At 71.4% G+C, this 23,656-nt stretch carries 26 protein-coding genes and 1 tRNA gene; 14 read left to right on the top strand and 13 right to left on the bottom strand.

Annotated elements, in window-relative coordinates:
• The first annotated feature begins 101 nt into the window (after positions 1–101).
• The 4 genes from HHX40_RS17555 (at position 102) to HHX40_RS17540 (ending at position 5,206) form a co-directional block, all read left to right on the top strand.
• Positions 102–1,760 (top strand): FAD-dependent oxidoreductase, encoded by a 1,659-nt coding sequence (locus HHX40_RS17555; RefSeq protein WP_117408485.1) that lies wholly within the window; start codon positions 102–104, stop codon positions 1,758–1,760.
• Positions 1,757–3,190: an ATP-binding protein gene (locus HHX40_RS17550; RefSeq protein ID WP_182881431.1), complete on the top strand. Its 1,434-nt coding sequence runs from the start codon at positions 1,757–1,759 to the stop codon at positions 3,188–3,190. The genes HHX40_RS17555 and HHX40_RS17550 overlap by 4 nt, the downstream gene beginning before the upstream one ends.
• A 31-nt stretch (positions 3,191–3,221) precedes the next feature.
• Positions 3,222–4,085: an NAD(+)/NADH kinase gene (locus tag HHX40_RS17545; protein WP_182875462.1), complete on the top strand. Its 864-nt coding sequence runs from the start codon at positions 3,222–3,224 to the stop codon at positions 4,083–4,085.
• Positions 4,086–4,213: 128 nt separating this feature from the next.
• Positions 4,214–5,206: an IS481 family transposase gene (locus HHX40_RS17540; RefSeq protein ID WP_182881430.1), complete on the top strand. Its 993-nt coding sequence runs from the start codon at positions 4,214–4,216 to the stop codon at positions 5,204–5,206.
• A 1-nt stretch (position 5,207) separates the two neighbouring features.
• On the opposite strand, the gene mgrA is transcribed toward HHX40_RS17540, so the two are convergent.
• The 4 genes from mgrA to HHX40_RS17520 all read right to left on the bottom strand — a co-directional run bounded on the left by mgrA (position 5,208) and on the right by HHX40_RS17520 (position 8,447).
• Positions 5,208–6,212 (bottom strand): L-glyceraldehyde 3-phosphate reductase, encoded by a 1,005-nt coding sequence (gene mgrA / locus HHX40_RS17535; protein WP_182881429.1) that lies wholly within the window; start codon positions 6,210–6,212, stop codon positions 5,208–5,210.
• A 108-nt stretch (positions 6,213–6,320) separates the two neighbouring features.
• On the bottom strand, positions 6,321–7,097 hold the full coding sequence (locus tag HHX40_RS17530) for an aminotransferase class IV (RefSeq protein WP_220499237.1): 777 nt from the start codon (positions 7,095–7,097) through the stop codon (positions 6,321–6,323).
• A gap of 61 nt (positions 7,098–7,158) precedes the next feature.
• Positions 7,159–7,785, bottom strand: a complete 627-nt coding sequence (locus HHX40_RS17525; RefSeq protein WP_117408481.1) for an alpha-ketoglutarate-dependent dioxygenase AlkB — start codon at positions 7,783–7,785, stop codon at positions 7,159–7,161.
• Between the two features lie 29 nt (positions 7,786–7,814).
• A complete protein-coding gene (locus tag HHX40_RS17520; protein WP_182881427.1) occupies positions 7,815–8,447 on the bottom strand; it encodes a hypothetical protein in 633 nt (210 codons plus the stop codon).
• A gap of 74 nt (positions 8,448–8,521) precedes the next feature.
• Between HHX40_RS17520 and HHX40_RS17515 the strand changes: the two genes are divergently transcribed.
• Positions 8,522–8,785 carry a hypothetical protein gene (locus tag HHX40_RS17515; RefSeq protein ID WP_182881426.1) on the top strand — a complete coding sequence of 88 codons (264 nt, stop codon included), beginning with the start codon at positions 8,522–8,524 and terminating at the stop codon, positions 8,783–8,785.
• A 30-nt stretch (positions 8,786–8,815) separates the two neighbouring features.
• Here HHX40_RS17515 and HHX40_RS17510 read toward each other — a convergent pair whose 3' ends face one another.
• Positions 8,816–9,118, bottom strand: a complete 303-nt coding sequence (locus tag HHX40_RS17510) for a hypothetical protein (protein WP_259403686.1) — start codon at positions 9,116–9,118, stop codon at positions 8,816–8,818.
• Positions 9,119–9,260: 142 nt separating this feature from the next.
• On the opposite strand from HHX40_RS17510, the gene HHX40_RS17505 reads away from it, so the two are divergent.
• Positions 9,261–10,601 (top strand): helix-turn-helix domain-containing protein, encoded by a 1,341-nt coding sequence (locus tag HHX40_RS17505; protein WP_182881425.1) that lies wholly within the window; start codon positions 9,261–9,263, stop codon positions 10,599–10,601.
• A 52-nt stretch (positions 10,602–10,653) separates the two neighbouring features.
• Here HHX40_RS17505 and HHX40_RS17500 read toward each other — a convergent pair whose 3' ends face one another.
• Entirely contained in the window at positions 10,654–11,307 is a 654-nt protein-coding gene (locus tag HHX40_RS17500; protein ID WP_182881424.1) for an HAD family hydrolase, read from the bottom strand.
• 331 nt (positions 11,308–11,638) lie between these two features.
• Here HHX40_RS17500 and HHX40_RS17495 point away from each other — a divergent pair, with 331 nt between their 5' ends.
• Both HHX40_RS17495 and HHX40_RS17490 read left to right on the top strand, forming a co-directional pair.
• Positions 11,639–13,255: a hypothetical protein gene (locus HHX40_RS17495; protein ID WP_182881423.1), complete on the top strand. Its 1,617-nt coding sequence runs from the start codon at positions 11,639–11,641 to the stop codon at positions 13,253–13,255.
• 128 nt (positions 13,256–13,383) lie between these two features.
• Positions 13,384–13,581 (top strand): hypothetical protein, encoded by a 198-nt coding sequence (locus HHX40_RS17490; protein WP_117408476.1) that lies wholly within the window; start codon positions 13,384–13,386, stop codon positions 13,579–13,581.
• Between the two features lie 243 nt (positions 13,582–13,824).
• Here HHX40_RS17490 and HHX40_RS17485 read toward each other — a convergent pair.
• Positions 13,825–13,901, bottom strand: a tRNA-Lys gene (locus HHX40_RS17485).
• Positions 13,902–14,037: 136 nt separating this feature from the next.
• Between HHX40_RS17485 and HHX40_RS17480 the strand changes: the two genes are divergently transcribed.
• Positions 14,038–14,400 carry a PRC-barrel domain-containing protein gene (locus HHX40_RS17480; protein ID WP_182881422.1) on the top strand — a complete coding sequence of 121 codons (363 nt, stop codon included), beginning with the start codon at positions 14,038–14,040 and terminating at the stop codon, positions 14,398–14,400.
• Between the two features lie 117 nt (positions 14,401–14,517).
• Here the strand turns inward: HHX40_RS17480 and HHX40_RS17475 are convergent, their stop codons facing one another.
• Positions 14,518–15,114, bottom strand: a complete 597-nt coding sequence (locus HHX40_RS17475; RefSeq protein WP_182881421.1) for a nucleotidyltransferase — start codon at positions 15,112–15,114, stop codon at positions 14,518–14,520.
• Positions 15,115–15,169: 55 nt separating this feature from the next.
• On the opposite strand from HHX40_RS17475, the gene HHX40_RS17470 reads away from it, so the two are divergent.
• Positions 15,170–15,670 carry a DUF1360 domain-containing protein gene (locus HHX40_RS17470; protein WP_182881420.1) on the top strand — a complete coding sequence of 167 codons (501 nt, stop codon included), beginning with the start codon at positions 15,170–15,172 and terminating at the stop codon, positions 15,668–15,670.
• Positions 15,667–16,158: a DUF6328 family protein gene (locus tag HHX40_RS17465; RefSeq protein ID WP_182881419.1), complete on the top strand. Its 492-nt coding sequence runs from the start codon at positions 15,667–15,669 to the stop codon at positions 16,156–16,158. The genes HHX40_RS17470 and HHX40_RS17465 overlap by 4 nt, the downstream gene beginning before the upstream one ends.
• Positions 16,159–16,213: 55 nt before the next feature.
• On the opposite strand, the gene HHX40_RS17460 is transcribed toward HHX40_RS17465, so the two are convergent.
• Positions 16,214–17,176 (bottom strand): TIGR03557 family F420-dependent LLM class oxidoreductase, encoded by a 963-nt coding sequence (locus HHX40_RS17460; protein ID WP_138462912.1) that lies wholly within the window; start codon positions 17,174–17,176, stop codon positions 16,214–16,216.
• 120 nt (positions 17,177–17,296) lie between these two features.
• Here HHX40_RS17460 and HHX40_RS17455 point away from each other — a divergent pair, with 120 nt between their 5' ends.
• Complete coding sequence (locus tag HHX40_RS17455) at positions 17,297–17,446, top strand: GPGG-motif small membrane protein (protein WP_165900798.1); 150 nt, start codon at positions 17,297–17,299, stop codon at positions 17,444–17,446.
• A 141-nt stretch (positions 17,447–17,587) separates the two neighbouring features.
• Here HHX40_RS17455 and HHX40_RS17450 read toward each other — a convergent pair whose 3' ends face one another.
• The gene (locus HHX40_RS17450; protein ID WP_208759273.1) at positions 17,588–18,316 is read right to left on the bottom strand and encodes a metallophosphoesterase family protein; all 729 of its coding nucleotides are present in this window, start codon (positions 18,314–18,316) and stop codon (positions 17,588–17,590) included.
• Entirely contained in the window at positions 18,313–18,558 is a 246-nt protein-coding gene (locus tag HHX40_RS17445; protein ID WP_142558089.1) for a BON domain-containing protein, read from the bottom strand. The genes HHX40_RS17450 and HHX40_RS17445 overlap by 4 nt, the downstream gene beginning before the upstream one ends.
• A 485-nt stretch (positions 18,559–19,043) precedes the next feature.
• Between HHX40_RS17445 and HHX40_RS17440 the strand changes: the two genes are divergently transcribed.
• Complete coding sequence (locus tag HHX40_RS17440; RefSeq protein WP_259403685.1) at positions 19,044–20,267, top strand: glycosyltransferase; 1,224 nt, start codon at positions 19,044–19,046, stop codon at positions 20,265–20,267.
• 27 nt (positions 20,268–20,294) lie between these two features.
• The gene (locus HHX40_RS17435; RefSeq protein WP_117408468.1) at positions 20,295–21,209 is read left to right on the top strand and encodes a glycosyltransferase family 9 protein; all 915 of its coding nucleotides are present in this window, start codon (positions 20,295–20,297) and stop codon (positions 21,207–21,209) included.
• A 102-nt stretch (positions 21,210–21,311) separates the two neighbouring features.
• Here the strand turns inward: HHX40_RS17435 and HHX40_RS17430 are convergent, their stop codons facing one another.
• Both HHX40_RS17430 and HHX40_RS17425 read right to left on the bottom strand, forming a co-directional pair.
• Positions 21,312–22,463 (bottom strand): DNA topoisomerase IB, encoded by a 1,152-nt coding sequence (locus tag HHX40_RS17430; protein WP_182881418.1) that lies wholly within the window; start codon positions 22,461–22,463, stop codon positions 21,312–21,314.
• Positions 22,460–23,509 carry a glycosyltransferase family 9 protein gene (locus tag HHX40_RS17425; protein ID WP_182875484.1) on the bottom strand — a complete coding sequence of 350 codons (1,050 nt, stop codon included), beginning with the start codon at positions 23,507–23,509 and terminating at the stop codon, positions 22,460–22,462. The genes HHX40_RS17430 and HHX40_RS17425 overlap by 4 nt, the downstream gene beginning before the upstream one ends.
• Positions 23,510–23,656 lie beyond the last annotated feature (147 nt).

Here is a 23,656-nt window from a genome sequence, read left to right as displayed (position 1 = left end):
CATACCCATTGGTGCGGCGAGCGGCGAACGTCCCCCTGACATGGGACCTATGGCCCTTCGGGGATGAACCGGATCATGTTTATCGCCAGTACCTTGGAGAGGTGCAGAACGCCGCGATCCTCACCGTCGACGACGATCCCTCTGTCTCGCGTTCGGTGGCGCGCGACCTACGCCGCCGGTACGGCGACCGCTACCGCGTGATCCGGGCGGAGTCCGGGTCCACCGCGCTGGAGGCGCTGCGGGAGATCAAGCTGCGCGGCGAGCAGGTCGCCGTGCTCCTGGCCGACTACCGGATGCCCGGGATGAACGGCATCGAGTTCCTCGAGGCCGCCATGGACGTCTTCCCGCTGGCCCGCCGTGTGCTGCTCACCGCGTACGCCGACACGGACGCGGCCATAAACGCGATCAACATCGTGGATCTCGACCACTACCTGCTCAAGCCGTGGAACCCGCCCGAGGAGAAGCTCTACCCGGTGCTGGACGCGCTGCTGGAGGCGTGGCTCGCCACCCCCGCCGTGACGATGCCGGAGACCAAGGTCGTCGGGCACCGCTGGTCGGCGCGGTCGTTCGCGGTGCGCGACTTCCTGGCCCGCAACCTCGTGCCGTACCGCTGGATCCGGGCCGACGAGGCCGAGGGCGCGCGGCTGCTCGCCGCGGCCGGGCTGGCCGAGGCGGACGTGCCGGTCGTGATCACCACGGACGGCAAGGCCCTGGCCCGGCCCACGGAGACCGACCTCGCCGCGCACGTCGGCATGGCCACCACCCCCGCCTCCGACCTCTACGACCTCGCCGTGATCGGCGGGGGCCCGGCCGGGCTCGGCGCGGCGGTCTACGGCGCCTCCGAGGGCCTGCGGACCCTGCTGGTCGAACAGCGGGCGACCGGCGGCCAGGCGGGGCAGAGCAGCCGGATCGAGAACTACCTGGGCTTCCCCGACGGCGTCTCGGGCGCCCAGCTCACCGACCGTGCCCGCAGGCAGGCCCAGAAGTTCAACGCCGAGATGCTCACCACCCGCGAGGTCGTCGGCCTCGAACGGCAGGACCCGGTCACGCTGCTGCGGTTCTCCGACGACACGGCCGTCGCGGCGCACACGGTCGTGCTGGCCACGGGCGTGTCGTACCGCCTCCTGAACGCGCCCGGCCTCGCCGATCTGACCGGCCGCGGCGTCTTCTACGGCTCGGCCGCCATCGAGGCCCCGAACTGCTCCGGCGAGGAGATCTACATCGTCGGCGGGGCCAACTCGGCGGGCCAGGGGGCGGTGTACTTCTCCCGCTTCGCGAGGAAGGTGCACATCCTCATCCGGGGCGACGACCTCACCCGGTCGATGTCGCGCTACCTGATCGACCAGATCGAGGGGATCGCGAACATCGAGGTCCACCCGAACACCGAGGTCGTGGGGGGCGAGGGACGCGACCACCTGGAGCGGCTGACCCTGTGCGACCGGCGGTCCGGCCGGGTCGCCACCGTGCCGACGTCGTGGCTCTTCGTCTTCATCGGCGCCGAGCCGCGCACCGACTGGCTCGGCGACGTGGTGGCCCGCGACGGGAACGGATACGTGCTGACCGGCTCCGACCTGCTCGCCGACGGAAGCCGCCCGGCCGGGTGGGCGCCGTCCAGAGACCCCTACCACCTGGAGTCGAGCATGCCGGGCGTCTTCGCGGCCGGCGACGTGCGGGCCGGATCGGTCAAGCGCGTCGCCTCGGCCGTGGGCGAGGGCGCGATGGCGGTCTCGCTCGTCCACCGCTACCTGGAGGGCCGATGACCGAGACGCTGCCGCCGCACGAGCTGCGCACCCTGTTCCTCTTCGAGTCCCTGGACGACGGCCAGCTCGCCGCCCTGTCGGCGGAGGGCCGGGTGGAGACCCGCGCCGCCGGCACTCTCGTCTACGGCGAGGGCGAGCCCGCCACCTGCTTCTTCGTACTGCTCAGCGGCACCGTCGCGATGAGCAGGCGGGTGCAGGGCGACGAGGTCGAGGTGAGCCGCACCGGCCAGCGCGGCGTGTACGGCGGCGCCACCCAGTCGTACATCACCGGGGAGCCGCACCAGCTCTACCTCAACTCGCTGCGCGCGGTCACCGACGCCGAGTTCTTCGTGCTGCCCGCCGAGGTGATCGCCGAGTGCGTGCGCGAGTGGTTCCCGATGGCGATGCACCTGCTTGAAGGGCTGTTCATCGGCATGCGCGCCACCCAGACGGTCGTGGGCGAGCGGGAGCGGCTGCTCGCGCTCGGCTCGCTGTCGGCCGGGCTCACCCACGAGCTGAACAACCCGGCCGCCGCCGCCGTGCGGGCCACGTCCGCGCTGCGCGGGCGGGTGGCGGGCATGCGGCAGAAGCTCGCCATGATCGCCGACGGGCGGCTGGACGGCAGCCAGCTGCACGATCTCGTGGAGCTCCAGGAGGACGCGGTCAAGCGCGCCGCGTCCGCCCCCGAGCTGTCCCCGCTGGCGCGGTCCGACGCCGAGGACGCCATCGCCGACTGGCTGGACGACCACGACATCGTCGGCGGCTGGGACCTCGCGGCCACGCTGGTGGCCGGGGGCCTCGACGTGGAGTGGCTCGGCCAGATCGCCGGCGCGGTGGGCGAGGAGAACCTGGAGCCGGCGGTGCGGTGGCTCACCTACACCATCGACACCGAGCTGCTGATGGGCGAGATCGACGACGCGGTGAACCGGATCTCCAGCCTGGTCGGCGCGGCGAAGCAGTACTCCCAGCTCGACCGGGCCCCGTACCAGACCGTCGACGTGCACGACCTGCTCGACGCCACGCTGACCATGCTCCACGGCAAGATCCCGCAGGGCGTGCGCACGGTCAAGGAGTACGACCGGTCGCTGCCGCCGATCCCGGCGTACGCGGCGGAGCTGAACCAGGTGTGGACGAACCTCATCGACAACGCGCTCTGCGCGATGAACGGCGAGGGCACGCTCACCATCCGCACCTGGCGGAAGGACGGGCACCTCATCACGGAGATCGGCGACACCGGGCCCGGCATCCCGCCGGAGGTCCGGCCCCGCATCTTCGAGCCGTTCTTCACCACCAAGCCCGTCGGCGAGGGCACCGGCCTTGGCCTGGACATCTCCTATCGGATCGTCGTGAACAAGCACCATGGAGACATCCGGGTGGAGTCCACGCCCGGAGACACCCGGTTCCGGGTCGTCCTCCCCATCACCCAGGCCCCCCGCGACGACGCGCGTTAGGTCGTGCCTGATGCCCCGTACAGTGAGGGGCATGGGCATGGTCAGCACCGTCGGTCTCGTTCTGCACCCCGAGCGCGACTCGAAGGAGGCGATCGACACCATCGTCGAGTGGGCGCGCAACCGGGGCTGCCCGGTGCTGGGCCTGCCCGACGAGGTCGGGCGCATCGACTGCAGCGCGGTCGCGGTGGACGACCAGACGCTGGTGCGGCAGGCCGACCTGCTGGTCAGCCTCGGCGGCGACGGCACGATGCTGCGCACCATGCGCCTGATCGCCGGGCGGCCGACGCCCGTCCTCGGCGTCAACCTGGGCCGGCTCGGCTTCCTCGCCGAGATCGACGTCGCGGACCTCGCGCCCGCGCTGTCGGCGATCGACGAGCACAGGTACACGGTGGAGCCGCGCATGGCGGTCCGGGCGACCACCCACGACGGCCGGACGGTGACCGCCTTCAACGACATCGCGCTCGTCCGCATCCCCGGCGACGGGCTCGCCGCCGTGGCCGTCTCGGTCTACGGCGAGCCGTTCGTCCGGTACGCCGCCGACGCGGTGATCGTCTCCACCGCCACCGGGTCGACGGCGTACAGCTTCTCGGCCGGCGGCCCGATCGTCTCCCCCACCGTCGAGGGCTTCATCGTCGTCCCGGCCGCCGCGCACACGGCCTTCAACCGGGCGCTCGTGCTGTCCGCCGACGAGGAGGTGACGCTCGACGTGCTCCCGACGAGCGGACAGCTCGCGATGGAGGTCGACGGCGCCATCGGCGGCCACCTGTGCCCGGGCGACCGGCTCACCGTGACGGCGCTGCGCGCCGCGGCCCGCGTGGTGCGGCTCGGGACGACGACCTTCTACGAGCGGGCCCGCCGCAAGCTGCGGGTGAACGGCAGCGCCGAGGTCGACTAGGTGTTCTGACCATGGACGTTGGTGACAGCGGTGGAGGATCGGCGACACGCTGTCGATGACCTTGAAAGGGGTGAGGGCCTTCTGGCGTGGTGTGAGTCGACCAAGATTCACATCGCCCGGAGGCCCTCATGCCCCACCGTAACGCCCCGCTGACCGAAACCGGCAGACTCCGGCTCGCGCGTTGCATCGTCGAGGACGGCTGGAGCATTCGCCGCGCGGCCGAACGCTTCCAGGTCTCCCACACCACCGCCGCCCGCTGGGCCCGCCGCTATCGACAGCTCGGCCCAGCCGGCATGGCCGACCGGTCGTCCCGGCCGCGCCGCAGCCCGGCCCGTACCCCGCAGCGGACCGAACGGCGCATCTGCAAGCTCCGCATCACCCATCGGCTGGGACCCGCCCGAATCGCCGCCCGCTTGGGCCTGGCCCCCTCCACCGTGCACCGGGTACTGGTCCGCTACGGCATGCCACCCCTGACCCACCTGGACCGGGCCACCGGTGCGCCCGTCCGCCGCTACGAGCGTGACCGCCCGGGCGAACTGGTCCACATCGACGTCAAGAAGCTGGGCAACATCCCCGACGGTGGCGGCCACCGCGTGCTGGGCCGCGCCGCCGGCGGGCGCAACCGCCAGGCCACCCCCACCGCCTCACGCAACGCCCACGGCAACCCCCGCCTGGGCCACGGCTTCCTGCACACGGCGCTGGACGACCACACCCGCCTGGCCTACACCGAGATCCTGGCCGATGAGACCAAGGAAACCGCCACCGCATTCCTCCTGCGCGCCCGGACCTGGTTCGCGGCCCGCGCCATCGTCATCGAACGCGTACTGACCGATAACGGCAGCTGTTACCGCTCCCGGCTGTGGGGCGAGACCTGCGCCCAGCTGGGCATCACCCACAAGCGCACCCGCCCCTACCGGCCCCAGACCAACGGCAAGGTCGAACGCTTCCACCGCACCCTGGCCGACGAATGGGCCTACGCCCGCCCGTACGCCTCAGAAGCCGAACGCCGCGCCGCACTTGATCCCTGGCTGCACATGTACAACCATCACCGCGGACACACCGCGCTGAAAGGCCAGCCACCCATCAGCCGCGTCACCAACCTCCCAGGGCAGTACAACTAGGTCAGGCGGCGCGCAGCAGGTTCTCGATGTCGGCCAGCTCCTCCGGGCTGAGCGGCGGCGCGGCCAGCGCGGCGGCGTTCTGCTCGAACTGCTCCACCGAGCTCGCCCCGACCAGCACGGACGTGACCCGCGGGTCGCGCAGGATCCACGCCAGCGCGAGCTGCGCGAGCGACTGGCCACGCGCCTGGGCGATCTTGTCGAGGCCGCGCAGGGTGTCCAGCAGCCCGGGCGTGAGCCGGTCGCGCGTGAGGAAGTGGCCGATCGCCATCCGCGAGTCCGCCGGCACCTCGCCGTCGAGGTAGCGCCCGGTCAGCAGGCCCTGCGCCAGCGGCGAATAGGCGATGCAGCCCGCCCCGGACCGCTCCAGGACGTCGAGCAGCCCGTCCTCCGCCCAGCGGTCGAGCATCGAGTAACGCGGCTGGTGGATCAGGAGCGGGGTGCCCAGGTCGCGCAGCACCGCGGCCGCCCTCTCGGTCTCCTCCGCGGAGTAGTTCGAGATGCCCACGTAGAGCGCCTTGCCGGAGCGCACCGCCGTGTCGAGGGCGCCCATCGTCTCCTCGATCGGAGTGTCAGGGTCGGGGCGGTGGGAGTAGAACACGTCGACGTAGTCGAGGCCCATCCGGCTCAGCGACCGGTCGAGACTCGCCAGCAGATACTTGCGCGACCCCCACTCGCCGTACGGGCCCGGCCACATGTCGTAGCCCGCCTTGGTCGAGACGAACAGCTCGTCGCGGTAGGGCCGGAAGTCCGCCCGCAGGTGGCGGCCGAAGTTCTCCTCCGCCGAGCCGTACGGCGGGCCGTAGTTGTTGGCCAGGTCGAAGTGGGTCACGCCGAGGTCGAAGGCGCGGCGCAGGACGGCGCGCTGCACGTCGAACGCGTGGCCGTCGCCGAAGTTGTGCCACAGGCCGAGGGAGATCTCGGGAAGCAGCACGCCGCTCCTTCCGCTTCGCCGGTACCGCATGTCGTCGTACCGGGCGGGGGCGGGGACGTAGGGGTGCGGGATCATCCGTGACCTTTCGCTCGTGCGGCCGGGACCGGTCCTTCACCGGCGCCTTCCAAGGACTACCAGGAAACCGCACGTGTCGACGGCCGCTCACCTTGGGGCCGCCCGCCCTCAGATCGGGTCCCAGGGAACCGACTCGTAGACCTCGACCAGCGTCCGGGTGAAGTCGTCGTCCACAGGGAGCGTGACGTCGCCGATCCGCCCGACGGGTGCGACGCCGCGGGAGTTGGCCACGAAGGCCGACCGGTACGACGACAGGCCGGCCAGCCGCACCGGCCCGCGCCGCGACCCGATTCCGGCGGCCGGGAGGCGGGCCTCCAGGAGTTGCATGGTGACGCCGCTGAGGCTGGGCGCGTCGGGCCACACGACCGACGAGCCGTCGAAGAAGCCCACGTTGGTGACGCCGCCCTCGGCGACGGTGCCGTCCGGACCGGTGAGCAGGACGTCGTCGAAGCCCTCACGCTCAGCGATCTTCCGGTGGTAGAGCTGCCCGAACCCGCCGAGGTGCTTGACGTGCGCGACGGGCCGCTCGTACGGCACCGGCTTCAGGCTCTGCGGCCCGGACGGCGGGGGCGCGGGCGGCAGCACGGCCACGAGGAGGCTCACCGCGTCCCGGCCCTCCGGCCAGAAGGCCATCATCCGCACGGAGGCGTCGCGCGCGTCGCCGGCGAGAGCGTGCCGGACGCGCTCGCGCACCAGGTCGCCGTCGAGTCCGGCGCCGAACAGCTCCCGGTTGGCGGCGTCGAGCCGGGCGAGGTGCAGGCCGAGCCCCTGGGCGCGGCCGTTCCTGACCTGCAGGGCGGTGAAGTGGCCGTAGTTGACGAGTGCGGGATGCCATAGCGCCTCGGCCGTGGGTGGGCGGCCGTCGATCTCGACCCGGAGGAACACGATCTCCACGCTACAGGGCCGCCGCCGGCGGGGAAGGGGGGCACCCGGCGGGCGAGCTCCGTCAGCGGACGCCCCGGGGGCGGAACTGCACGCTGATCCGGGCGCCGGTCACCGTGGACGACTTCGGGACCGCGTGCTCCCAGGTGCGCTGGCAGCTTCCGCCCATGACGATGAGGTCGCCGTGACCCAGCTCGTGACGCAGCGCCGTGCCCCCGCCGCGCGGGCGCAGCAGCAGCGGGCGCGGCGTGCCGAACGACAGGATCGCGACCATCGTGTCCTCCACGCTCCCCCGCCCGATCGTGTCGCCGTGCCAGGCGACGCTGTCCCGGCCGTCGCGGTAGAGGCACATGCCCGCCGTGACGAACCGCTCGCCGAGTTCCTTCTCGTAGTGGGCGTTGAGCAGGTCCCTGGCCTCGGCCAGCACCGGGTCGGGAAGCTCCTCGCCCTCGTCGTAGAACTTCAGCAGCCGGGGCACGTCCACGACCCTGTCGTACATGTGGACGCGCTCCGCGTGCCACGGCACCCCGTCGCGCAGCCGCTCGAAGAGCGCGTCGGCGCCCTGGACCCAGTGCCGCCGGACGTCGACCCAGGCGCCGCGCTCCAGCGGAGTGCGCCGCACCGAGGCGCCGAGCGGCCCCATGTGAACATCCTCGCCCCAGTCCAGCAGTGAGGCCTGAAAAGCCGTCATGAGTCCATTGTATTAGAACAACCATTCGATCATGATCGGCTCGCCCGCCACAGGGCGACCGCGAGCCAGACACCGCCGATCGCGAGCAGCAGGCCGTGGGCGACGCGCACCGCCGGCGACCCGAAGAACTGGGGGATGAACAGCGCCATCCCCGCGGCCAGCGGAGCGCCGCTCCACCGGGGCAGCACCTTCGAGCGCCCGGCGGAGACCGCGGCCAGGACGGCGCCGACGCCGAGCAGCGCGAGCCCGGACGCGAACATCGCGATCGCCACGGGACCGAAGCGGAACTCGTCGACCAGCGCCAGCAGCGAGACGTCGCCGTCCCGCACCGCCCGCGCGCCGATGACGTTCAGCCCGAAGTCCTCCGCGCCGTAGTACGGCAGGGTCAGCCCGGCGCCGATCCAGGTCACCACCGCCGCCCGCAGGGCGAGGGGGCGGTCCAGCACCAGGTAGAGGCCGAGAGTCCCCAGCGCGAGCAGGACGAACCCGACCATCGCGAACAGGTGCGCCGCGACCCAGGCGGGCGACGCCATCGTGGCGGCTCCGGACAGCGCGGTCTCGTCCCCGTACGGCCGGACCAGCGGATAGAGGAGGAACAGGACTCCGGCCACGAGAAAGGACAGCCCGGTCAACCGGGCACGGGCGGGCAGGGCGGCGTTCATGGGGGGCTCCATCGGCAAGCAGGGGTTGAGACATCGCTCCGTTTCGAGAGCAATGCTCTCTCTTAGGAGTGGCGATGTCAACACAGTCCCCTGCTCTCAACGAGGTCAAGCGGTGCACACAGAAGATGGGCGTCAAACATCTGCGGCAGGTGCAGGACGACCTGTGGAAGGCCCGCGCGGCGACGGCCCCGAAGTCCCTCGTACGCGTTCTCCTCACGCCGGTGATCCTCGACGCCGTACGGAAGGAACTGCGGCGGCAGACGGGGCACAATGCGGACGAGAAGGAGATCGAACGCATCCTCCAGGCGGAGGTCCTTCGGTCCGATCTCCTCGCCTGACGGCACGACGGCCGCTGACCGCGCTCCGGGTTATCCGGCGGTGGTGGAGTCCGCGACGACCGGGGCGAGATCGGCGACGATCTCGGCGGTCACCTCCTCCTGAGCGGTCAGGGCGGCGGCGAGCCCGTCGGGGTCGTCGGCGTCGAGCGTCATCGCACACCCCCTGCGGATGGCCTCCAGGTCGACCGCCCCGCGCCTGGTGGCCCACCAGCGGCCGGCGTCCGACCGCCAGATGATCCAGCCGGTGTGGACTCGCGCGATGTCCTCCAACGTGGTCATGTCACCCATCTCCAACGGCTGCTCGCGGAAGTGGGCCAAGTCAAGCGCGTCCACGACGGCGGCGGTATCAGCCAGGAGACGTCCAATCACAGCCAGTAGCCACGCGAACACGGAAACTCCCGTAGTGTCAGCGTGTCACGCCGACGCAGCGTGCATGTGGTCGCGCGAGAAGCGGTCATGCGAGGAGGGGTGCGACATGCCGGCCAGCCACCGTCATCCGCCGAATCGCCGGCTCGCATGGGAACGCCTGCAGCGCGGGTGGTCCTACGAGGAACTGTGCGAACGCATCCGTACGGCCATGCGGTCGTGCGGGGAGAAGGACACGGGCCTCACGGCGAACACCGTCCGCCGGTGGGAGACGGGCGAGCGGTGGCCGGACCCGCGCTACCGCAAGCATCTCGTGACGATTTTCGGCAAGTCCGCGAGCGAACTGGGACTGCTCACCCCCGACGAGATGGCCATGCGGCCGGTGACGGAGGTGGTGGACGAGATTGGGAGGCTGCTGAGCATGATCACCGCAGACGGCATCGACCGCTCCACGTTCCTGCGGAACCTCTTAGGCGCGGGCGTGCTCGCCCCGCTCCTCGGCGAGGGCGGCGAACGTCTCCCGGCGGCGGTGGAGCGCGGGCGCGGGGTCGACGCCGAGTCGGCCGAGGCGTTCGCCCGGGTCGTCGACCGGCAGGCCGCGCTCTACTGGACCTCGCCCCCGGAGGAGATCTTCCAGGCGTCGGTCGCCCACACCCGGCTCGGCACGAGCCTGCTGCGCGCCGCTCCGGAGGGAGCCGTGCGGCAGACACTCGCCGAGGCGGCCGCGCGCTCTGCCCTGCTGTCCGGCAGGGTGGCCTTCTTCGATCTGGAGGAGTGCCACACGGCCGCGCGGCTGTTCCGGCTGGCCCTGTCGGCGACCCGGGAGTGCGGGGACCACCCGCTCGCCGCCGCCGTGCTCGCCCACGCGGCGTTCGTCCCCGGCTTCGACCGCCGCCGCTCCGACGCGCTGGGGTTGCTCGACGCGGCGTTCGCACACGCCTGGCACGGCGTCGGCCCGCTGACCAGGGCGTGGCTCCACTGCGTCGCCTCGGAGATCACCGCCCGGTGCGGCGAGCCCAAGGAGTGCATGCGGCACATCGACCGGGCCGACCAGATGATCGACACGAGCGGGGACGACCCTCCCTGGCTGGACTTCTTCGAGCGTGCACGGCTCGACGGCTTCGCCGGATACAGCGCGCTCACCGCCGGCCAGCACGAGGAGGCGGCCCGCCGGCTGCGCACGGCGCTCGACCACCTCGGCCCGAACGGCGGCAAACAGCGCTCGGTGCTGTTCGCCGACCTCGCCGCCGCCCACGCCCCGGCCGACGGCGACCAGGCCGCCGAGCACCTCAGGCGGGCCGTGGAAGCGCTGGAGGAGCACTGGTACGCGATCGGCCATGATCGCGTCCGTGGGGTGCTGGACGCGCTGCCGCCCGCGGCGGCGACGCGCCAACTGGGCGAACGGCTGACGGACCTCGGCCGCGCCCGGCTCTCCGAGCTCACGATGTGACCGCGGCCGCGCCGGCCACGATCAGCCGTCACTCCGGACGCCCGGGAGGCTCTCAGTCGCCGTTGTGCTTGCGGACCAGGGCGGGTAACTCGTCGAGCGAGTCGACGTGGAACAGGCACGCCCGGGCCACCGACTCGTCCCTGAGGACGTGGCCCCAGGGGCCCCGCCGTACGAGGGCGGTGCGCAGCCCGGCCCGCTGCGCGGGCCGGATGTCGTTGTCGATCCGGTCGCCCACGTAGAGAACCGACCCCGCGGGACAGCCGGCCTCCGCCACCACGCGCTCGAAGAAGGCCGGGGCGGGCTTCTCCACGCCCCAGCCGTCGGAGGTGCCGATCACATCCACGGGCAGGCCGAGGGCGCGTAGGATGCCCTCGGCCCGGGCGGTCTGGTTGCCGGCGAGCCCGACACGCAGCCCCATCGCCCGCAGTTCGGCGAGGCACGACCGCGCGTCGGAATAGAGGTTCTCCTCGCCGAACGTCTCGGCCTGCCCCTCCCGTGCCCGGCGCTCCCGTTCCGCGTGGAGGTCGAACCCCGGCCGGAAGTGCTGGAAGGTCTCCCGGTAGTCCCCGCCACGAGCGATGACCGCACCGAACACGGCGGAGAAGGTGTGCCGTGGCACTCCGAGCCAGTCGGCCCAGGTGCCGTACTCCCGGGTCTCGTCCACGAGGGTCTCCCCGACGTCGAAGAAGACGGCCTCCAGCCGCATCGGCACCTCCAGTCACTCGCGTTTCGAGAACGATACGCGGACGCCGGGGTTTTCACTGCCCTCGAAGGGTGGCCGGAAGCGTCACGAGGCGCAGCCGTACGCGCCGCGAGCCGGATGGGATGACGGAGAGTGTTCGATTTGTACGAAAATTGTGACGGCGGAGCTCTGATCGGCCAAACTGGATGCCGCACAACCCCCAGAAAAGGCGATGGGGAGAGGCCCTTCCGGGCGACTCCCCTGCCTAAGTTCTCTTGAGAGTACTTCCCCTGCGCGCTGTGCGCAACCGGTAACGCAGCGCTCACGAGTCTAGGCCAGAAGGAGCACGTCACCGATGGAAGCCGTCAGCGGCAGACCGACGACGAGTGTCGTGGTGAACGCCCGGGTTCAGGAACTGCTGGAGTCCTGGCGGCCCTGGCATCGCCGCCTGTGGGACGTGGGCACCGTGCTCGCCCTGCGCGAAGCCGTTGAGGCGGCCGACTGGGTCGGAAGCCACGTTCTCTCGCAGGGCTCCCTGGCCTGGTACGCACGTGAGTCGCTGCTGCGGAGGCTCAAGACCGACAGCGCACTGGGCGACGGGCAGATTCGCCGGCACATCCACTCGACCTGCCTCCGACCGATCAGGCCGGGGGCCCGCAGCCAGCGGAACATGGCGCTCCTGTCGGACCTGGTCGCCGACGGCTATCTGAGGCGCTGGCGTGACGTCCTCACCAGCGGCCCTGTGCATGTGGAACGTTCCGCGAGGTGCATCGCCTCACATCTGCTCGACGAGGGATTCCATCAGGATTTCCTCCGTCAGGAGATCAAGTCGCGGCTGGGCGCCGCGGCCGGCTCGGTGGACCTGATCGATCTTCTCCTGGAGCTGGAGTCGCGTGGCGATCGCGAGTACGAGGGGCTGATCGTCATCCAGGACAGGGTGCCCGCCCCACAGGTGGCGAGCAAGTCGCCCCATTGGTTGTCCAGGGAGGAGGTCAGTCACCGGCTGGGAACCGCTTACCCTCACATCGAGCATGTGCGGGCGAGTGGCGGGCTGCTCTTCCGCGTACGGGCGCGTGACCATGTCTCGGCGGTGCAGCAGGTGACCGAGCTGTTCGACCGGGTGCGCAACAGGGTGCGGTATCGGCGCGGGCAGACGGCGCTGGACGTCTATCCCAAGGTGTTCCTCACCGGCCTGGCCGACCCGCAGGACTTCCGGCGGGGCGATCCGGCGGTAACCGTGCTCTCCCTGGAACGGGTGGGCGTGCTCTACGACCTGCCCGACTCCGGCGCCCACGGCCTGCGCATCGACGACGCGCTCGAACTCGCCGCGCCGCTCACGGAGAGCTCCCCGAGCACCGCCGTCGCCGGAGCGTGGGCCGCGATCGAGTCACTGCTCTTCTGCGACACCGACGAGGCGGACCGCGAGGAGGGCCGGGCGGTGGCCGCGGATCGCGCCGCAGCCCTGGTGACCGCCGGATGGCCGCGCGCCGAACTGACCGCGCTGAGCTACGACCCCCGCATCCGCGAGGCAGACCCGCGGCTGCGACGCGACCTCGACGCGATCGGCGGCAACAACCGGGAACGGGTGCGGCGCATGGTGCGGTGGCTGGCCGCCGATCCGGTCGTCCACGTGGACGATCCGGTGACGACGGCGGCCCTCGGGCGGATGCGCGAGCTGGCTGCCGCGCCGTCCGTGACGCTGGGCCGGGTGGAGCGTTATCTGCGCGGCTGCTTCCGGCGCCTCTACCGCCAGCGCAACATCGTGCTGCACGGCGGGTCGACCCGTTCCATCGCGCTGCCCTCGACCGTACGGACGGCGGGGCCTCTCGTCGGGGCCGCGCTCGACCGGCTCGCGCACGGTCACGCGGTCTCCGGAGTCGCCCCGCTCGACATGGCCGGCCGCGCGGAGCTGGCGTTGCGGGTGGTGGAGGACGCCGACGGCTGGGGCCTGCACGAACTACTCGGCGCCTGAGACCGCCATGAGGCCGTCTGACCATTTACTTCCGGTAATCGACCAGATTAAATCTTTATTTCCAGATCCATGGTGGTCTGGGTCACAAGCGGTGTCGTGCCAGAGCGTACGAGGAGTGATGCCCGGTGATGTTCGCACTGGTGAAGCGGATGGCCTGCGCTCTCGGCCGGGGATTCGTACGGCTCGGGCGATACTGGGCCGCCCAGTTCGGCGTCCCCGGCGCGGTGCTGTGGTCTCCCGAGCCCGATCCGGTACGGGAGATGGACGAGGCCGAGCACTGGGACTGGTCGATCCCCTACCTCTGGTACGAGGCCTCCCAGCACTGACGCCAGCCGTTCCGGTGCGTCCGGCGGTCCGCCGCGGAAGCCCCGCGGCAGGCGGTCAGGCGCGGTGTCCGCTGATCTCCGCCCGGTAGCGGACCTCCCCGAAGCCGGCGCCGCCGTACCCTGACGCGGGAGTCGTCCGGGCGAGCGGGCGCGAAAAAGATCAGCGCGCCACGGCCGGAGCCGGGACGCGCTGAGCTGCTTCGCAGAAGCGGTGTCACGAACCGCGGTGGTGAACCGCGGTGATGGTGCGCCGCCAGGGACTCGAACCCCGGACCCGCTGATTAAGAGTCAGCTGCTCTAACCAACTGAGCTAGCGGCGCCCGCACCACAAGAGTAGCGGCATCCGGAGGTCTCCCGCGCCAGGGCGCGGCCGCGCCCTGTCCTGCTCTTACGTCGCCGGGGTATTCCCATTCCGTGCTCCGGGATAGGTCAGTGACGACGAAGGGAGAGTCACCCATGACACCGGATCTCTGGTCGTATCCCGACACCGTGTACGGCGCCGGAGGGCAGATGGACATCGTCGGATACGACGTCCAGGCCGTGGACGGGAAGATCGGATCTGTGGACGAGGCCACCTACGAGGCCGGCCAGAGCTACATCGTCGTCGACACGGGCCCCTGGATCTTCGGCAGGAAGGTCATGCTCCCCGCGAGCGTGGTGAAGAGCATCGACCGCGAGGATCACAAGGTCTTCGTCACCAGGACCAAGCAGGAGATCAAGAACGCACCGGAGTACGACGAGGCGGCGGTGATGCAGCCCGAGTACCGGGACCGCCTGGCCGACTACTACGGGCGCTTCCCCCACAGCGAGGCCCTGTGACGGCATGACCGACTGACGGCATGACGAAGTGAGGGGCCGCGCCGCGACGGCGTGGCCCCTCACCACGTGCGGGCCCGCCCGGCCGGGCGGGCCCGCACGTAGCAGGACGAAAAACCTTCATGGCCAGGCGGCGTCGGATGTCGGATTCGTAGGAGCGACGATGCGCAGTTTTTCCAGCAGCGTGACGAACGTCGAGGCGTACGGCGACGGGGCCACGACAGAGGCGACCCGGTCCCAGTCCACCTGTTCGCGCATCGCCCGGACCATCGGCAGCAGCGAACCATAGTCGCAGGCGTGTTCGGACAACGGCATGATCCAGGAGATCACCAGGTCGGTGGCTTCGAGGACGGGCAGGCTCAGCGCGGCGACGTTGATCGGCTCGGCCCGGGCCAGCATGGCCTCGGTGACGGGCCGTTCGGCGAGCGAGAAGATCAGGTCGACGAGCACGCCTTCCTCGTCGAACGCCTTGACCAGCCAGTCCTCCGGTGGTCTCGCGGTCCGGAAACCCAGGCTCTCCAGGGTCTTCAGCGCGAGCGGGACGTCTTCCTCCAGCAGAGCGAAGTCGACGTCGTGCAGCGATGGCGCGGCGCCCCTCGCATATCCGGCGCAGCCTCCGGCCAGGGCGAAGCGCACCCCGGCCTCCTTGAGCCCGGAGCCGGCGCGCTTGAGCGTTTCGAGAATCGCGTCGGTGACTTCGTGACTGTGACTACCCACTCACGTCGCTTGCCCAGCAATGTTCGCCGCAAACAATCGGGGGTAGGGCGCGCTCATGACCGAGACCCTGCAGGAGATCAAGCGCGCCTACGAGGGCGAGGAGAACCGTCCGCTCTCCTCGTACACACGGGTTCTCGCGGTGTACGGCGGGGCCGTTTCCGCGTTGCTGGCCACGGCGAAGCTGACCGGCCGGAAGCCGCCCGAGAAGATCGGCCCGATGGACCTCATGCTCATGGGCCTGTTCACGCACCGGCTCTCACGGACGCTGGCCAAGGACCCGGTGACCAGCCCGATACGCGCCCCCTTCACTCGTTATGAGGGCGTCTCCGGCCCGGCCGAGCTGAACGAGAAGGTCCGTGGTCACGGGTTGCAGCACACCGTGGGCGAGCTGCTGACCTGCCCGTTCTGCCTGTCCCAGTGGGTGGCGACCGGATACGCCGCGGGCACGGTGTTCTTTCCCCGGCTGACCCGGCTCGCGGGCGCCACCATGGCGGCCGTGGCGATCTCCGACTGGCTCCAGTTCGCCTACGTCCGGCTGATGAAGGCCTCCGAATGAGCGAAGTGCTCGAACCCCTGGAGAACACCGACGAGAACCCGAAGGAGCGGGTCGACCGCGAGCTCGGCGAGCTGCTGCAGGGTCTGCGGGTGGCCGCGACGGGCGTGCAGGTGCTGTTCGCGTTCCTGCTGACGCTCCCGTTCTCCTCCGGTTTCGGGAAGATCGACACGACCGGGAACTGGCTGTTCTACATCGCCGTCGTCAGCGCGGCGTTCGCGTCGATCTGCACGATCGCTCCGGCGACCCAGCACCGCATCCTGTTCCGGTCAGGACTCAAGGAACTGCTGCTGCGCCGGGCCAACCGGCTGGGCGTGGCCGGGGCGATGTCCCTGGCCGTCGCCATGGCCTGCTCGACCGCTCTGGTCCTGGACGCGCTGACCAGCGCCTGGCCCGCCGCGGCGGTGGGAACGGGAGTGGCGCTGCTCTGCGCCTGGCTGTGGTTCGTCCAGCCGCTGCTGTCGCTGCGCCTGGTCAGGAACGACACCTGAGACGGGGAGCGCGACCGCGGGTCACCGCGGTCGCGCTCCGCTTCGTACAGGCTGCCTACCGTCCGTCCTTCAGTCTCGGCAGGATCTCCGCCGAGTAGAAGGAGAAGAACCCCTCCTGCTCCGGGCCGATCTGGGCGATGTAGACCTCGTCGAAGCCCGCGTCCACGTACTGGCGGATGGCGTCCAGGTGCGCCTCGGGTGAGGACCCGCAGGGCGTCGAGGCGGTGGCGGCCTCCTCCGTGACGAGCTCCGAGAGCTGCTCGAAGTGCCGCGGCAGCGGCAGGAGCTGGGCGGCCTCACCTGGAATGCCCTGATTGGGCCAGAGCCGGTGGACGGTCTTGCGCGCCTCGGCCTCGTCGTCCGCCCAGCAGACCTTGAGCCCGGCGGCCGACGGCTTGCCCTCGCCGCCCGCCTTGTGGAACGCCTCCACCATGTCGCCCGCCGGAGCGGTGTGGATGTATCCGTCGCCCAGCCGGCCGGCCAGCTCCACCGACTTGGGCCCGAAACCCGAGATGTAGATCGGCGGAGGCTGGTCGGGAAGCGAGTACAGCCGCGCCGTGTCGACCTCGTAGAACTCCCCGTGGTACGTCACCAGCTCACCCGTCCACAGCTCGCGGATGACGTCGACGGCCTCCTCCAGCATTCGCTGCCGCTCCTCGGCGGGGGGCCACTGGTCGCCGAGGATGTGCTCGTTGAGCGCCTCTCCGGTGCCCACCCCCAGGCGGAACCTCCCGTCGAGCAGGATCTGGGCGGTGGCCGCCGCCTGGGCGATGATCGCCGGGTGGATGCGGATGATCGGGCAGGTGACCGCGGTCGTCACCGGCAGCGAGGTGGCCTGCGAGACGGCTCCGATGACGGACCACACGAAGGAGCTCTCCCCCTGCTCGTCGAGCCAGGGGTGATAGTGGTCGGAGATCCAGAGGGCCTCGAACCCGGCCTCCTCGGCTAATTTCGCCTGCCGTACGAGCTCCTTGGGATCGTGTTCCTCGCTCGACAGAAAATATCCGAAAGTAGTCATGTATCCCCACATGCCCGAATCAGGTCAAGCAAACGTAACAATGTGTGCTTTGGCCGCAAATTCATTCGGGCCCAGGACTGGATGATGTTACGTGCCCTCTCGCGAGGGCAGTGGAGGGCCATGGCTACTCTGCTTTGGATCATCGCCGTGGTACTGGTCATCGCCGGGATCTACGTCATCCTGGCCCGTCGGGACATCCTCTGGGGGATCGTCCTCATCGTCCTCGGGTTCCTCATCGGCCCCGGGGGTGTCAGCATCTTCAATCCCTAGCCGCGTACACCCTGATCTGGCACCACTCTGATCTGACACGGAACGGCGACCGGTTCTGACAACCGGTCGCCGTTCCGTATCCGGCGGACGCCCGCCGGGACGCGTCGTCCCCTCGCCCGGCGGTCAGGCGGCAGCGGCCGCTCAGCAGTCGTCGCCGTTGAGGCAGTAGACGGTGTAGGCGTGCTTGATGACCGGCAGGGCCACGTTGCGCACCCGGATGCCGCCGGGGGTGACGCCCTTCTCCGTGCCCGCGTGCGCGTGCCCGTGGATGAACAGGTCGGCGCCCTCCGCGTCCGCCGCCTCGGCCAGCATGTAGCTGCCGAGGAACGGATAGATCTCCGGGGGCTCGCCCATCAGCGTGTCCTTGACCGGGGAGTAGTGGCTGAGCACGATCTTGTGGTCGGCGTCCAGTTCCTTCAGCGCCCGCCGCCACCTCTCGGCGATGTCCTTGGTGTGCCGGACGAACGCCTTCGTCTCCGGCTCCCCGAACTCGCTGGCGCACTTCCCGGCGAAGCCGCCGCCGAAGCCCTTGCCGCCGGCCACTCCCAGCCGTACGCCGTCGACGGGGACCACGGTGCCCTCGTCGTCCAGCACGGTGATGCCCGCGTCCCGCAGGAGATCGATGATCTCCTGGTTGTGGTCGGAGTGGTAGTCGTGGTTGCCGAGCACGGCGACGACCGGAATGGGCAGGCCGCTCAGTTCCTCGGCGACCACCCGGCCCTCGGCGATCGTGCCGTGCCTGGTGAGGTCGCCCCCCACGAGCAGCACGTCGGCGCGGCGCTCGATGCCCTCGATCTTCTTGCGATAGTGGCCGCGCAGGTCCTCGCCCAAGTGGATGTCCGCTACGGCGGCGATGCGCAACTCCGTCACAGGTGTTCCTCCTCTCCCGGCTCCCGCACTTCCACCAGAGTGATCTCGTTGTGTACGCGCAGGCCCGGAGCCGCTTCGCGGGCGACGTTCTCGATCTGGTGCCGCCGCTCGTCACAGGACACCTGCCCGCGCAGGTAGACCTGTTCTCCCCGCACGTCGACCCGGATGCCCAGCTCGGTGGTCCGTTCGTCCTCCGCGAGAGCCCGCTGCACGCGGGCCGCGACATAGTGCGGCGTCTCCATCTCTGCACCCCCTAGGCCTTTTAGATGAGCGCTGCCCGGAGCTTCCCTGGCGAAACCACTGGCCTTTCCCGGCGAAAACCCTGGTTTGGCGGGCTGCTAGGGGGTTATGGTTAGTGATATTCCTGGTGCCTAAGACGCAGGTACCTCCTTGGCGTGAGCATGCCATGTTGGAGGAGCGTCTTGGGAACGTGCGACCGGTCTTCCCCCCGCCCTGAAAGAACCGCTGCGGGCACGGAACACGTCGGCGTCGGCACCTGTCTCCCCCTCCTTTCCGACGGCTCCCACGCCGCGGCCTCCCCCCTGACGGCCGCCCCCGGCGACGCCCGTGCGGCGCGCGCCCTGCCGCTCACGGGCCCCGGGCCCGCCCTCCGCCCCTCGCCCGCAACGGCCCGCCGTACACGACCGGCTCCTGAGGCACCCCCGGTCGCCGGGCCCGTTCACCTGGACTCCCTGACTCCCGAGCCGGGTACCCGCCACTGCCGCTCATGGAGGAACCCCCAGTGAAGATCGCCATGGTCTCGGAGCATGCCAGCCCACTCGCCACGCTCGGCGGCGTCGATGCGGGCGGCCAGAACGTGCACGTCGCCGCGCTCGCCCGCGAACTCGCCGGAGCCGGCCACGAGGTCACCGTCTACACGCGCAAGGACCGTGAGGACCTCGCGGAAACCGTCGCCTTCGCCCCCGGTGTGGACGTCGTCCATGTCCCCGCGGGCCCCGCCTCCGAGATCCCCAAGGACGAGATCCTTCCCTGGGTCCCCCACTTCGGGAAGTGGCTGCACGACCGGTGGCTGTTCGACCGGCCCGACGTCGTGCACAGCCACTTCTGGATGAGCGGCCTGGCCGCGCTCGCGGCGGCGGAGAAGCTGCGGATTCCCGTCGTGCACACCTACCACGCTCTCGGCAGCGTCAAGCGGCGCCACCAGGGCCCGGCCGACACCAGCCCGCGCGACCGCGTGGAGGCCGAGGCCGAGATCGGGCGGCGCGTGGACGCCGTCATCGCGACCTGCGGCGACGAGGTGGACGAGCTGATCCGCATGCGGGTGCCGCGCCGGACCGCGCGGGTGGTCCCCTGCGGGGTGGACGTGACCACCTTCAATCCCCACGTACGGCCGCTGGAGCGGCCGGGCCGCCCGCGCCTGCTGTCGGTGGGCCGGCTGGTGCCGCGCAAGGGCGTGGAGACCACGATCCTCGCCCTGCAGTACCTGAGGGACGCCGAACTGGTCGTCGCGGGCGGCCCCCCGGCGGCCGAACTGCACCGCGACCCCGAGGTGACCCGGCTGCGCTGGCTCGCGGCCCAGGCGGGGGTGTCCGACCGGGTGCGCTTCCTCGGCCGCGTCGAGCGCGACAGGCTCCCCGCGCTGATGCGCTCGGCCACCGCGGTCGTCTCCGTCCCGTGGTACGAGCCGTTCGGCATGGTGGCGCTGGAGGCGATGGCCTGCGGCGTCCCGGTCGTCGCCTCGGCCGTCGGCGGGCAGCGGGAGACCGTCGTCAACAACGTGACCGGCGTCCTCGTCCCGCCCCGTCGTCCCGCCGTGCTGGCCAGGGCGCTGCGCCGGCTGATCGACGACCCGGTGCGGCGCACGGCGTACGGCATCGCCGGGGCGGACCGCGCCCGGGCCAGGTACAACTGGGGCCGGATCGCCGGCGAGACCCTGGCCGCCTACGACCAGGTGCTGCCCGCCCGCCACCTCGACCGGAGCGCGTCGTGAGCGGCGTCGCCCCCCGGAGGTGAGGCGATGACGTCCACGGCTCTCGTGCTGCGCTCCGACGGCATCGGCGGATTGCTCACCGTCGTGCCGGCGCTGCGCGCCCTGCGCCGGCACGGGCTGCGCGTCGTCCTCGCGTGCCCGCCGGAGCTGAGCGAACTGGCGGCGCTCACCGGCGCGGTGGACCGCATCCTGCCCGCCCGCGGGCTCGCGCCGCTGTCGTGGCCCGGCCCCGGCGAGGAGGACGCCGGGCATCCCCCGCTCCTGCCGGACCTCGCCGTGAACCTGCACGGCCGGGGGCCGCGCAGCCACCACGTCCTGCTGAACCTGCGGCACGAGGGCAGGGGCGTCGACCGCCTGTGGGCGTACGCCAACCGGGACGTGCCCTGGGTCAGGGGCCCGTGGTGGCAACCGGGCGAGCACGAGGTGCTGCGCTGGTGCCGCCTGCTGCGGTGGTACGGCGTGCCTGCCGACCCGGAGGACACGACGCTGCCCACGCCCCTGACAGCCAGCCCGGCGCCGGGGGCGGTCGTGATCCACCCGGGAGCGGGCGGCACGTCGCTGCGCTGGCCCGCGGAGCGCTTCGCCAAGGTGGCGCGGACGCTGGCGGACGACGGCCTGCCCGTCGTGATCACCGGGAGCCTGCGCGAGCGGCCGATGGCGCTGCTCGTGGCGACCCGGGCGGTGCTGCCGCCGCAGATCGTGCTGGCCGGCCGCACGTCGCTGCGGCAGTTGTGCGCGCTGGTCGCCGGGGCCCGCCTGGTGATCAGCGGCGACGTCGCGCTGACGCGGCTCGCGGCGGCCTACCGGACGCCCTCGGTGCTGGTGTCGCCTCCGGACGGCCGCCGGCACCCGCTGCTGCACGAGGCCGGGGACGCCGGGGCGATCTCGGCGACCCAGGTGATCGACGCCGCGGTGCAGGCCCTCGGGGCGGGGGTGCGCTGACCGCCTCCCCGCTCGGCGTGCCGTCTCGCGCGTGCGAGGCGGCCCCGGAAAGAACGAGGGAGACGGCCGGCACGGTGGAGGCTGCCTCTTGGAGTGACAGGGTCAGGCGGCCCGGCGGTCCTTGTGGCGCCGGCGCCGTGCCGACCGCTGTGCCGACCGCCGCGCCGATCGCCGGGACGGCGCCTGCCGCAGGAGGGCGATGACGGCCTGCTCGACCGGTCCGTGCGTGGCGAGCCCGCCTTCGGCGTCCTCGGCCAGCCGTTCGAGGGGGATGGTCCGGCCCTTCTCGTACAGCGCGACGAGACGCGGGTCCACGTAGGAGGCGCGGCACACCGACGGGGTGTTGCCGAGATACTCCGACACCTCCTTCATCACCCGGGACACCGCGCGCTTGCGGCCGGCGCCGCTGCGCACCGGCCGGGAGACGGCGAGCCCGACGGCCGCGAGCACGGTGGCGTGCCAGGTGCGGAAGTCCTTGGCCGAGACGTCGGAGCCGAAGGCGTCCCTGAGATAGGCGTTGATGTCGGAGCTGCGCACGTCCACCCACGCCCCCTCCCCCGTCTCGCCGGCCCCCTCGCCGGCGCTCTCGTCGGCCCCCTCGTCGGCGCGGTACCGCAGCAGTTCGCCGCGGTGTCCCTTCGACAGCGCGGTCAGGACCTCGCAGACCTCGGCGTCGGCGAGCACCTGCTCCCGCTCCTTGCGGCCCTTGGCGAGATAGCGGCACACGACCCTGCCGTCGCCGCACTTCACGTGCGAGGTCCTGAGCGTGGCCAGGCCGTAGGAGTCGGTGTACTCCTCGCCGCCGACGCGGAAGAAGCCGATGTCGAGCATCCGGGCGGCCGTGGCCAGCACCCGTTCGCGGCCCAGCCCCTCGCCGCGCAGATCCCGCGCGACCCGTTCCCGGAACGCGGGGAGGCGTTCGGCGATCTCCAGCACGTGGTCGAACTTGGCCTCGTCCTGCTGCCTTCGCCACTCGTCGTGGTAGCGGTACTGGCGCCGGCCGGCCGAGTCGGTCCCCACCGCCTGCAGGTGGCCGTTCGGATGAGCGCAGATCCAGACGTCGGTCCAGGCCGGCGGTATCGCGAGGGCCCTGATCCGGAGCAGCGCGGCGCGGTCGCGCACGGGCCGGCCGGAGGCCCAGGTGTAGCTGAACCCGCGCCCCCGGCGGCGGCGCCTGATGCCCGGCTCGGCCGGATCGCTCGGCCGCAGCTCGACGGGCTTCGCCTGGAACACCTCGGCCGCGGCCGTGCTCATCGCAGCAGGTCCCAGGCCTGTTCGAGCACGTCGTCGACGCCGACGTCGGCGACCCAGGAGACGTCCCGGTGGCCGCACTCCCGCATGCCGTCCTTGGTCGCGCCCGCGCCGCAGACCGGGCAGCGCGACGTCCAGGAGATGAGCGGCCGGTTGTGGCCCCTGCTCAGCGGCCCCCAGTTGATCATGTTGCCGCACCAGTAGACGCCGACCGTGGGCGTGCCGGTCGCCGCGGCCAGGTGCCGTGGCCCGGTGTCGTTGGAGACGAGCAGGTCGCAGGCGGCGTACAACGCGGTGAGCCCGCCGAGTGACAGCTCCCCGATCACGGCTCTCGCCGGGGCCTGCATCTGGGCGACGACCTTCTCGACGAGGTCGCGCTCCTCCTCGACGCCGGTCACCACCACCGGCCGGCCGAGCCGGTCGGCGACCTCCGCGAACCGCTCCGGGGGCCAGCGCCTGCGCCGGTCGCGCGCGCCGGGATGGATCGCCACCAGGCCGCGCGGCACCTTGCCCAGCACGCGGTTGAGCTCGGCCCAGTCCTCCCTGACGACCTCGACCCTCGGTTCGATCTCGCTGGTCGCCGCGCCGAGCAGGCCCGCGACCTCCAGGTAGCGCAGCGTCTCGTGCTGGTAGTGGACGTACGGCACCCAGCGGTCGAGCGGTTCGGCGTCGGGGGTGCGCAGCCCGGCGGTCAGCCGCGCGCCGAGGCGGCGGATGAACGGGTTGGAGTTGCGCCCGCCGCCGTGCATCTGGACGGCCAGGTCGAACCTGCGCTCGCGCAGGTGCTCGTACAGCTCCTCGGGGGCGGCGGACCCGTCCGCCGGGGAGGAGACGCCGGAGATGGGCGGCAGGGGCACGACCTCGTCCACTGGGCCGGGGCGGCCCCGCAGGAACTTCGCGTGCCACTCACGGCCCAGCAGGGTGATCTTCGCAGCCGGGTAGGCCCGGCGCAGCGCCCCGATCGCGGGCAGGGCCAGCAGCAGGTCGCCGAGCGCGTTGGCCCGCAGGACGGCGATCCGCTCGACGCCTTCGACGAGCAACGCGCTCATGGGCACGAACCTCTGGTTCCCCGCGTCCTCTCGTCCATCGGACACCCCCCATTCCGTCCGGCCCGCCGGCTGACCACCGGCGGGGCGCTCGTGTGGAGCGGTCTGCTCCCGGTTACCCCCGTGCCGGCCCGCCAAACCGGGCGGGCG

Origin of the sequence: Microbispora sp. H10949 (assembly GCF_014161435.1) — a bacterium.
GTDB classification, from domain to species: domain Bacteria; phylum Actinomycetota; class Actinomycetes; order Streptosporangiales; family Streptosporangiaceae; genus Microbispora; species Microbispora triticiradicis.
This window is presented reverse-complemented; position numbering and strand designations above follow the sequence as displayed.

Bases quoted from the DNA above. Each gene is read 5' to 3' on its own strand.
- HHX40_RS17550 (WP_182881431.1), top strand. From the start codon at position 1,757: ATGACCGAGACGCTGCCGCCGCACGAGCTGCGCACCCTGTTCCTCTTC.
- HHX40_RS17545 (WP_182875462.1), top strand. From the start codon at position 3,222: ATGGGCATGGTCAGCACCGTCGGTCTCGTTCTGCACCCCGAGCGCGAC.
- HHX40_RS17540 (WP_182881430.1), top strand. From the start codon at position 4,214: ATGCCCCACCGTAACGCCCCGCTGACCGAAACCGGCAGACTCCGGCTC.
- mgrA (WP_182881429.1), bottom strand. From the start codon at position 6,212: ATGATCCCGCACCCCTACGTCCCCGCCCCCGCCCGGTACGACGACATG.
- HHX40_RS17525 (WP_117408481.1), bottom strand. From the start codon at position 7,785: ATGACGGCTTTTCAGGCCTCACTGCTGGACTGGGGCGAGGATGTTCAC.
- HHX40_RS17520 (WP_182881427.1), bottom strand. From the start codon at position 8,447: ATGAACGCCGCCCTGCCCGCCCGTGCCCGGTTGACCGGGCTGTCCTTT.
- HHX40_RS17515 (WP_182881426.1), top strand. From the start codon at position 8,522: ATGTCAACACAGTCCCCTGCTCTCAACGAGGTCAAGCGGTGCACACAG.
- HHX40_RS17505 (WP_182881425.1), top strand. From the start codon at position 9,261: ATGCCGGCCAGCCACCGTCATCCGCCGAATCGCCGGCTCGCATGGGAA.
- HHX40_RS17500 (WP_182881424.1), bottom strand. From the start codon at position 11,307: ATGCGGCTGGAGGCCGTCTTCTTCGACGTCGGGGAGACCCTCGTGGAC.
- HHX40_RS17495 (WP_182881423.1), top strand. From the start codon at position 11,639: ATGGAAGCCGTCAGCGGCAGACCGACGACGAGTGTCGTGGTGAACGCC.
- HHX40_RS17490 (WP_117408476.1), top strand. From the start codon at position 13,384: ATGTTCGCACTGGTGAAGCGGATGGCCTGCGCTCTCGGCCGGGGATTC.
- HHX40_RS17480 (WP_182881422.1), top strand. From the start codon at position 14,038: ATGACACCGGATCTCTGGTCGTATCCCGACACCGTGTACGGCGCCGGA.
- HHX40_RS17470 (WP_182881420.1), top strand. From the start codon at position 15,170: ATGACCGAGACCCTGCAGGAGATCAAGCGCGCCTACGAGGGCGAGGAG.
- HHX40_RS17465 (WP_182881419.1), top strand. From the start codon at position 15,667: ATGAGCGAAGTGCTCGAACCCCTGGAGAACACCGACGAGAACCCGAAG.
- HHX40_RS17460 (WP_138462912.1), bottom strand. From the start codon at position 17,176: ATGACTACTTTCGGATATTTTCTGTCGAGCGAGGAACACGATCCCAAG.
- HHX40_RS17455 (WP_165900798.1), top strand. From the start codon at position 17,297: ATGGCTACTCTGCTTTGGATCATCGCCGTGGTACTGGTCATCGCCGGG.
- HHX40_RS17445 (WP_142558089.1), bottom strand. From the start codon at position 18,558: ATGGAGACGCCGCACTATGTCGCGGCCCGCGTGCAGCGGGCTCTCGCG.
- HHX40_RS17440 (WP_259403685.1), top strand. From the start codon at position 19,044: ATGGAGGAACCCCCAGTGAAGATCGCCATGGTCTCGGAGCATGCCAGC.
- HHX40_RS17435 (WP_117408468.1), top strand. From the start codon at position 20,295: ATGACGTCCACGGCTCTCGTGCTGCGCTCCGACGGCATCGGCGGATTG.
- HHX40_RS17430 (WP_182881418.1), bottom strand. From the start codon at position 22,463: ATGAGCACGGCCGCGGCCGAGGTGTTCCAGGCGAAGCCCGTCGAGCTG.
- HHX40_RS17425 (WP_182875484.1), bottom strand. From the start codon at position 23,509: ATGAGCGCGTTGCTCGTCGAAGGCGTCGAGCGGATCGCCGTCCTGCGG.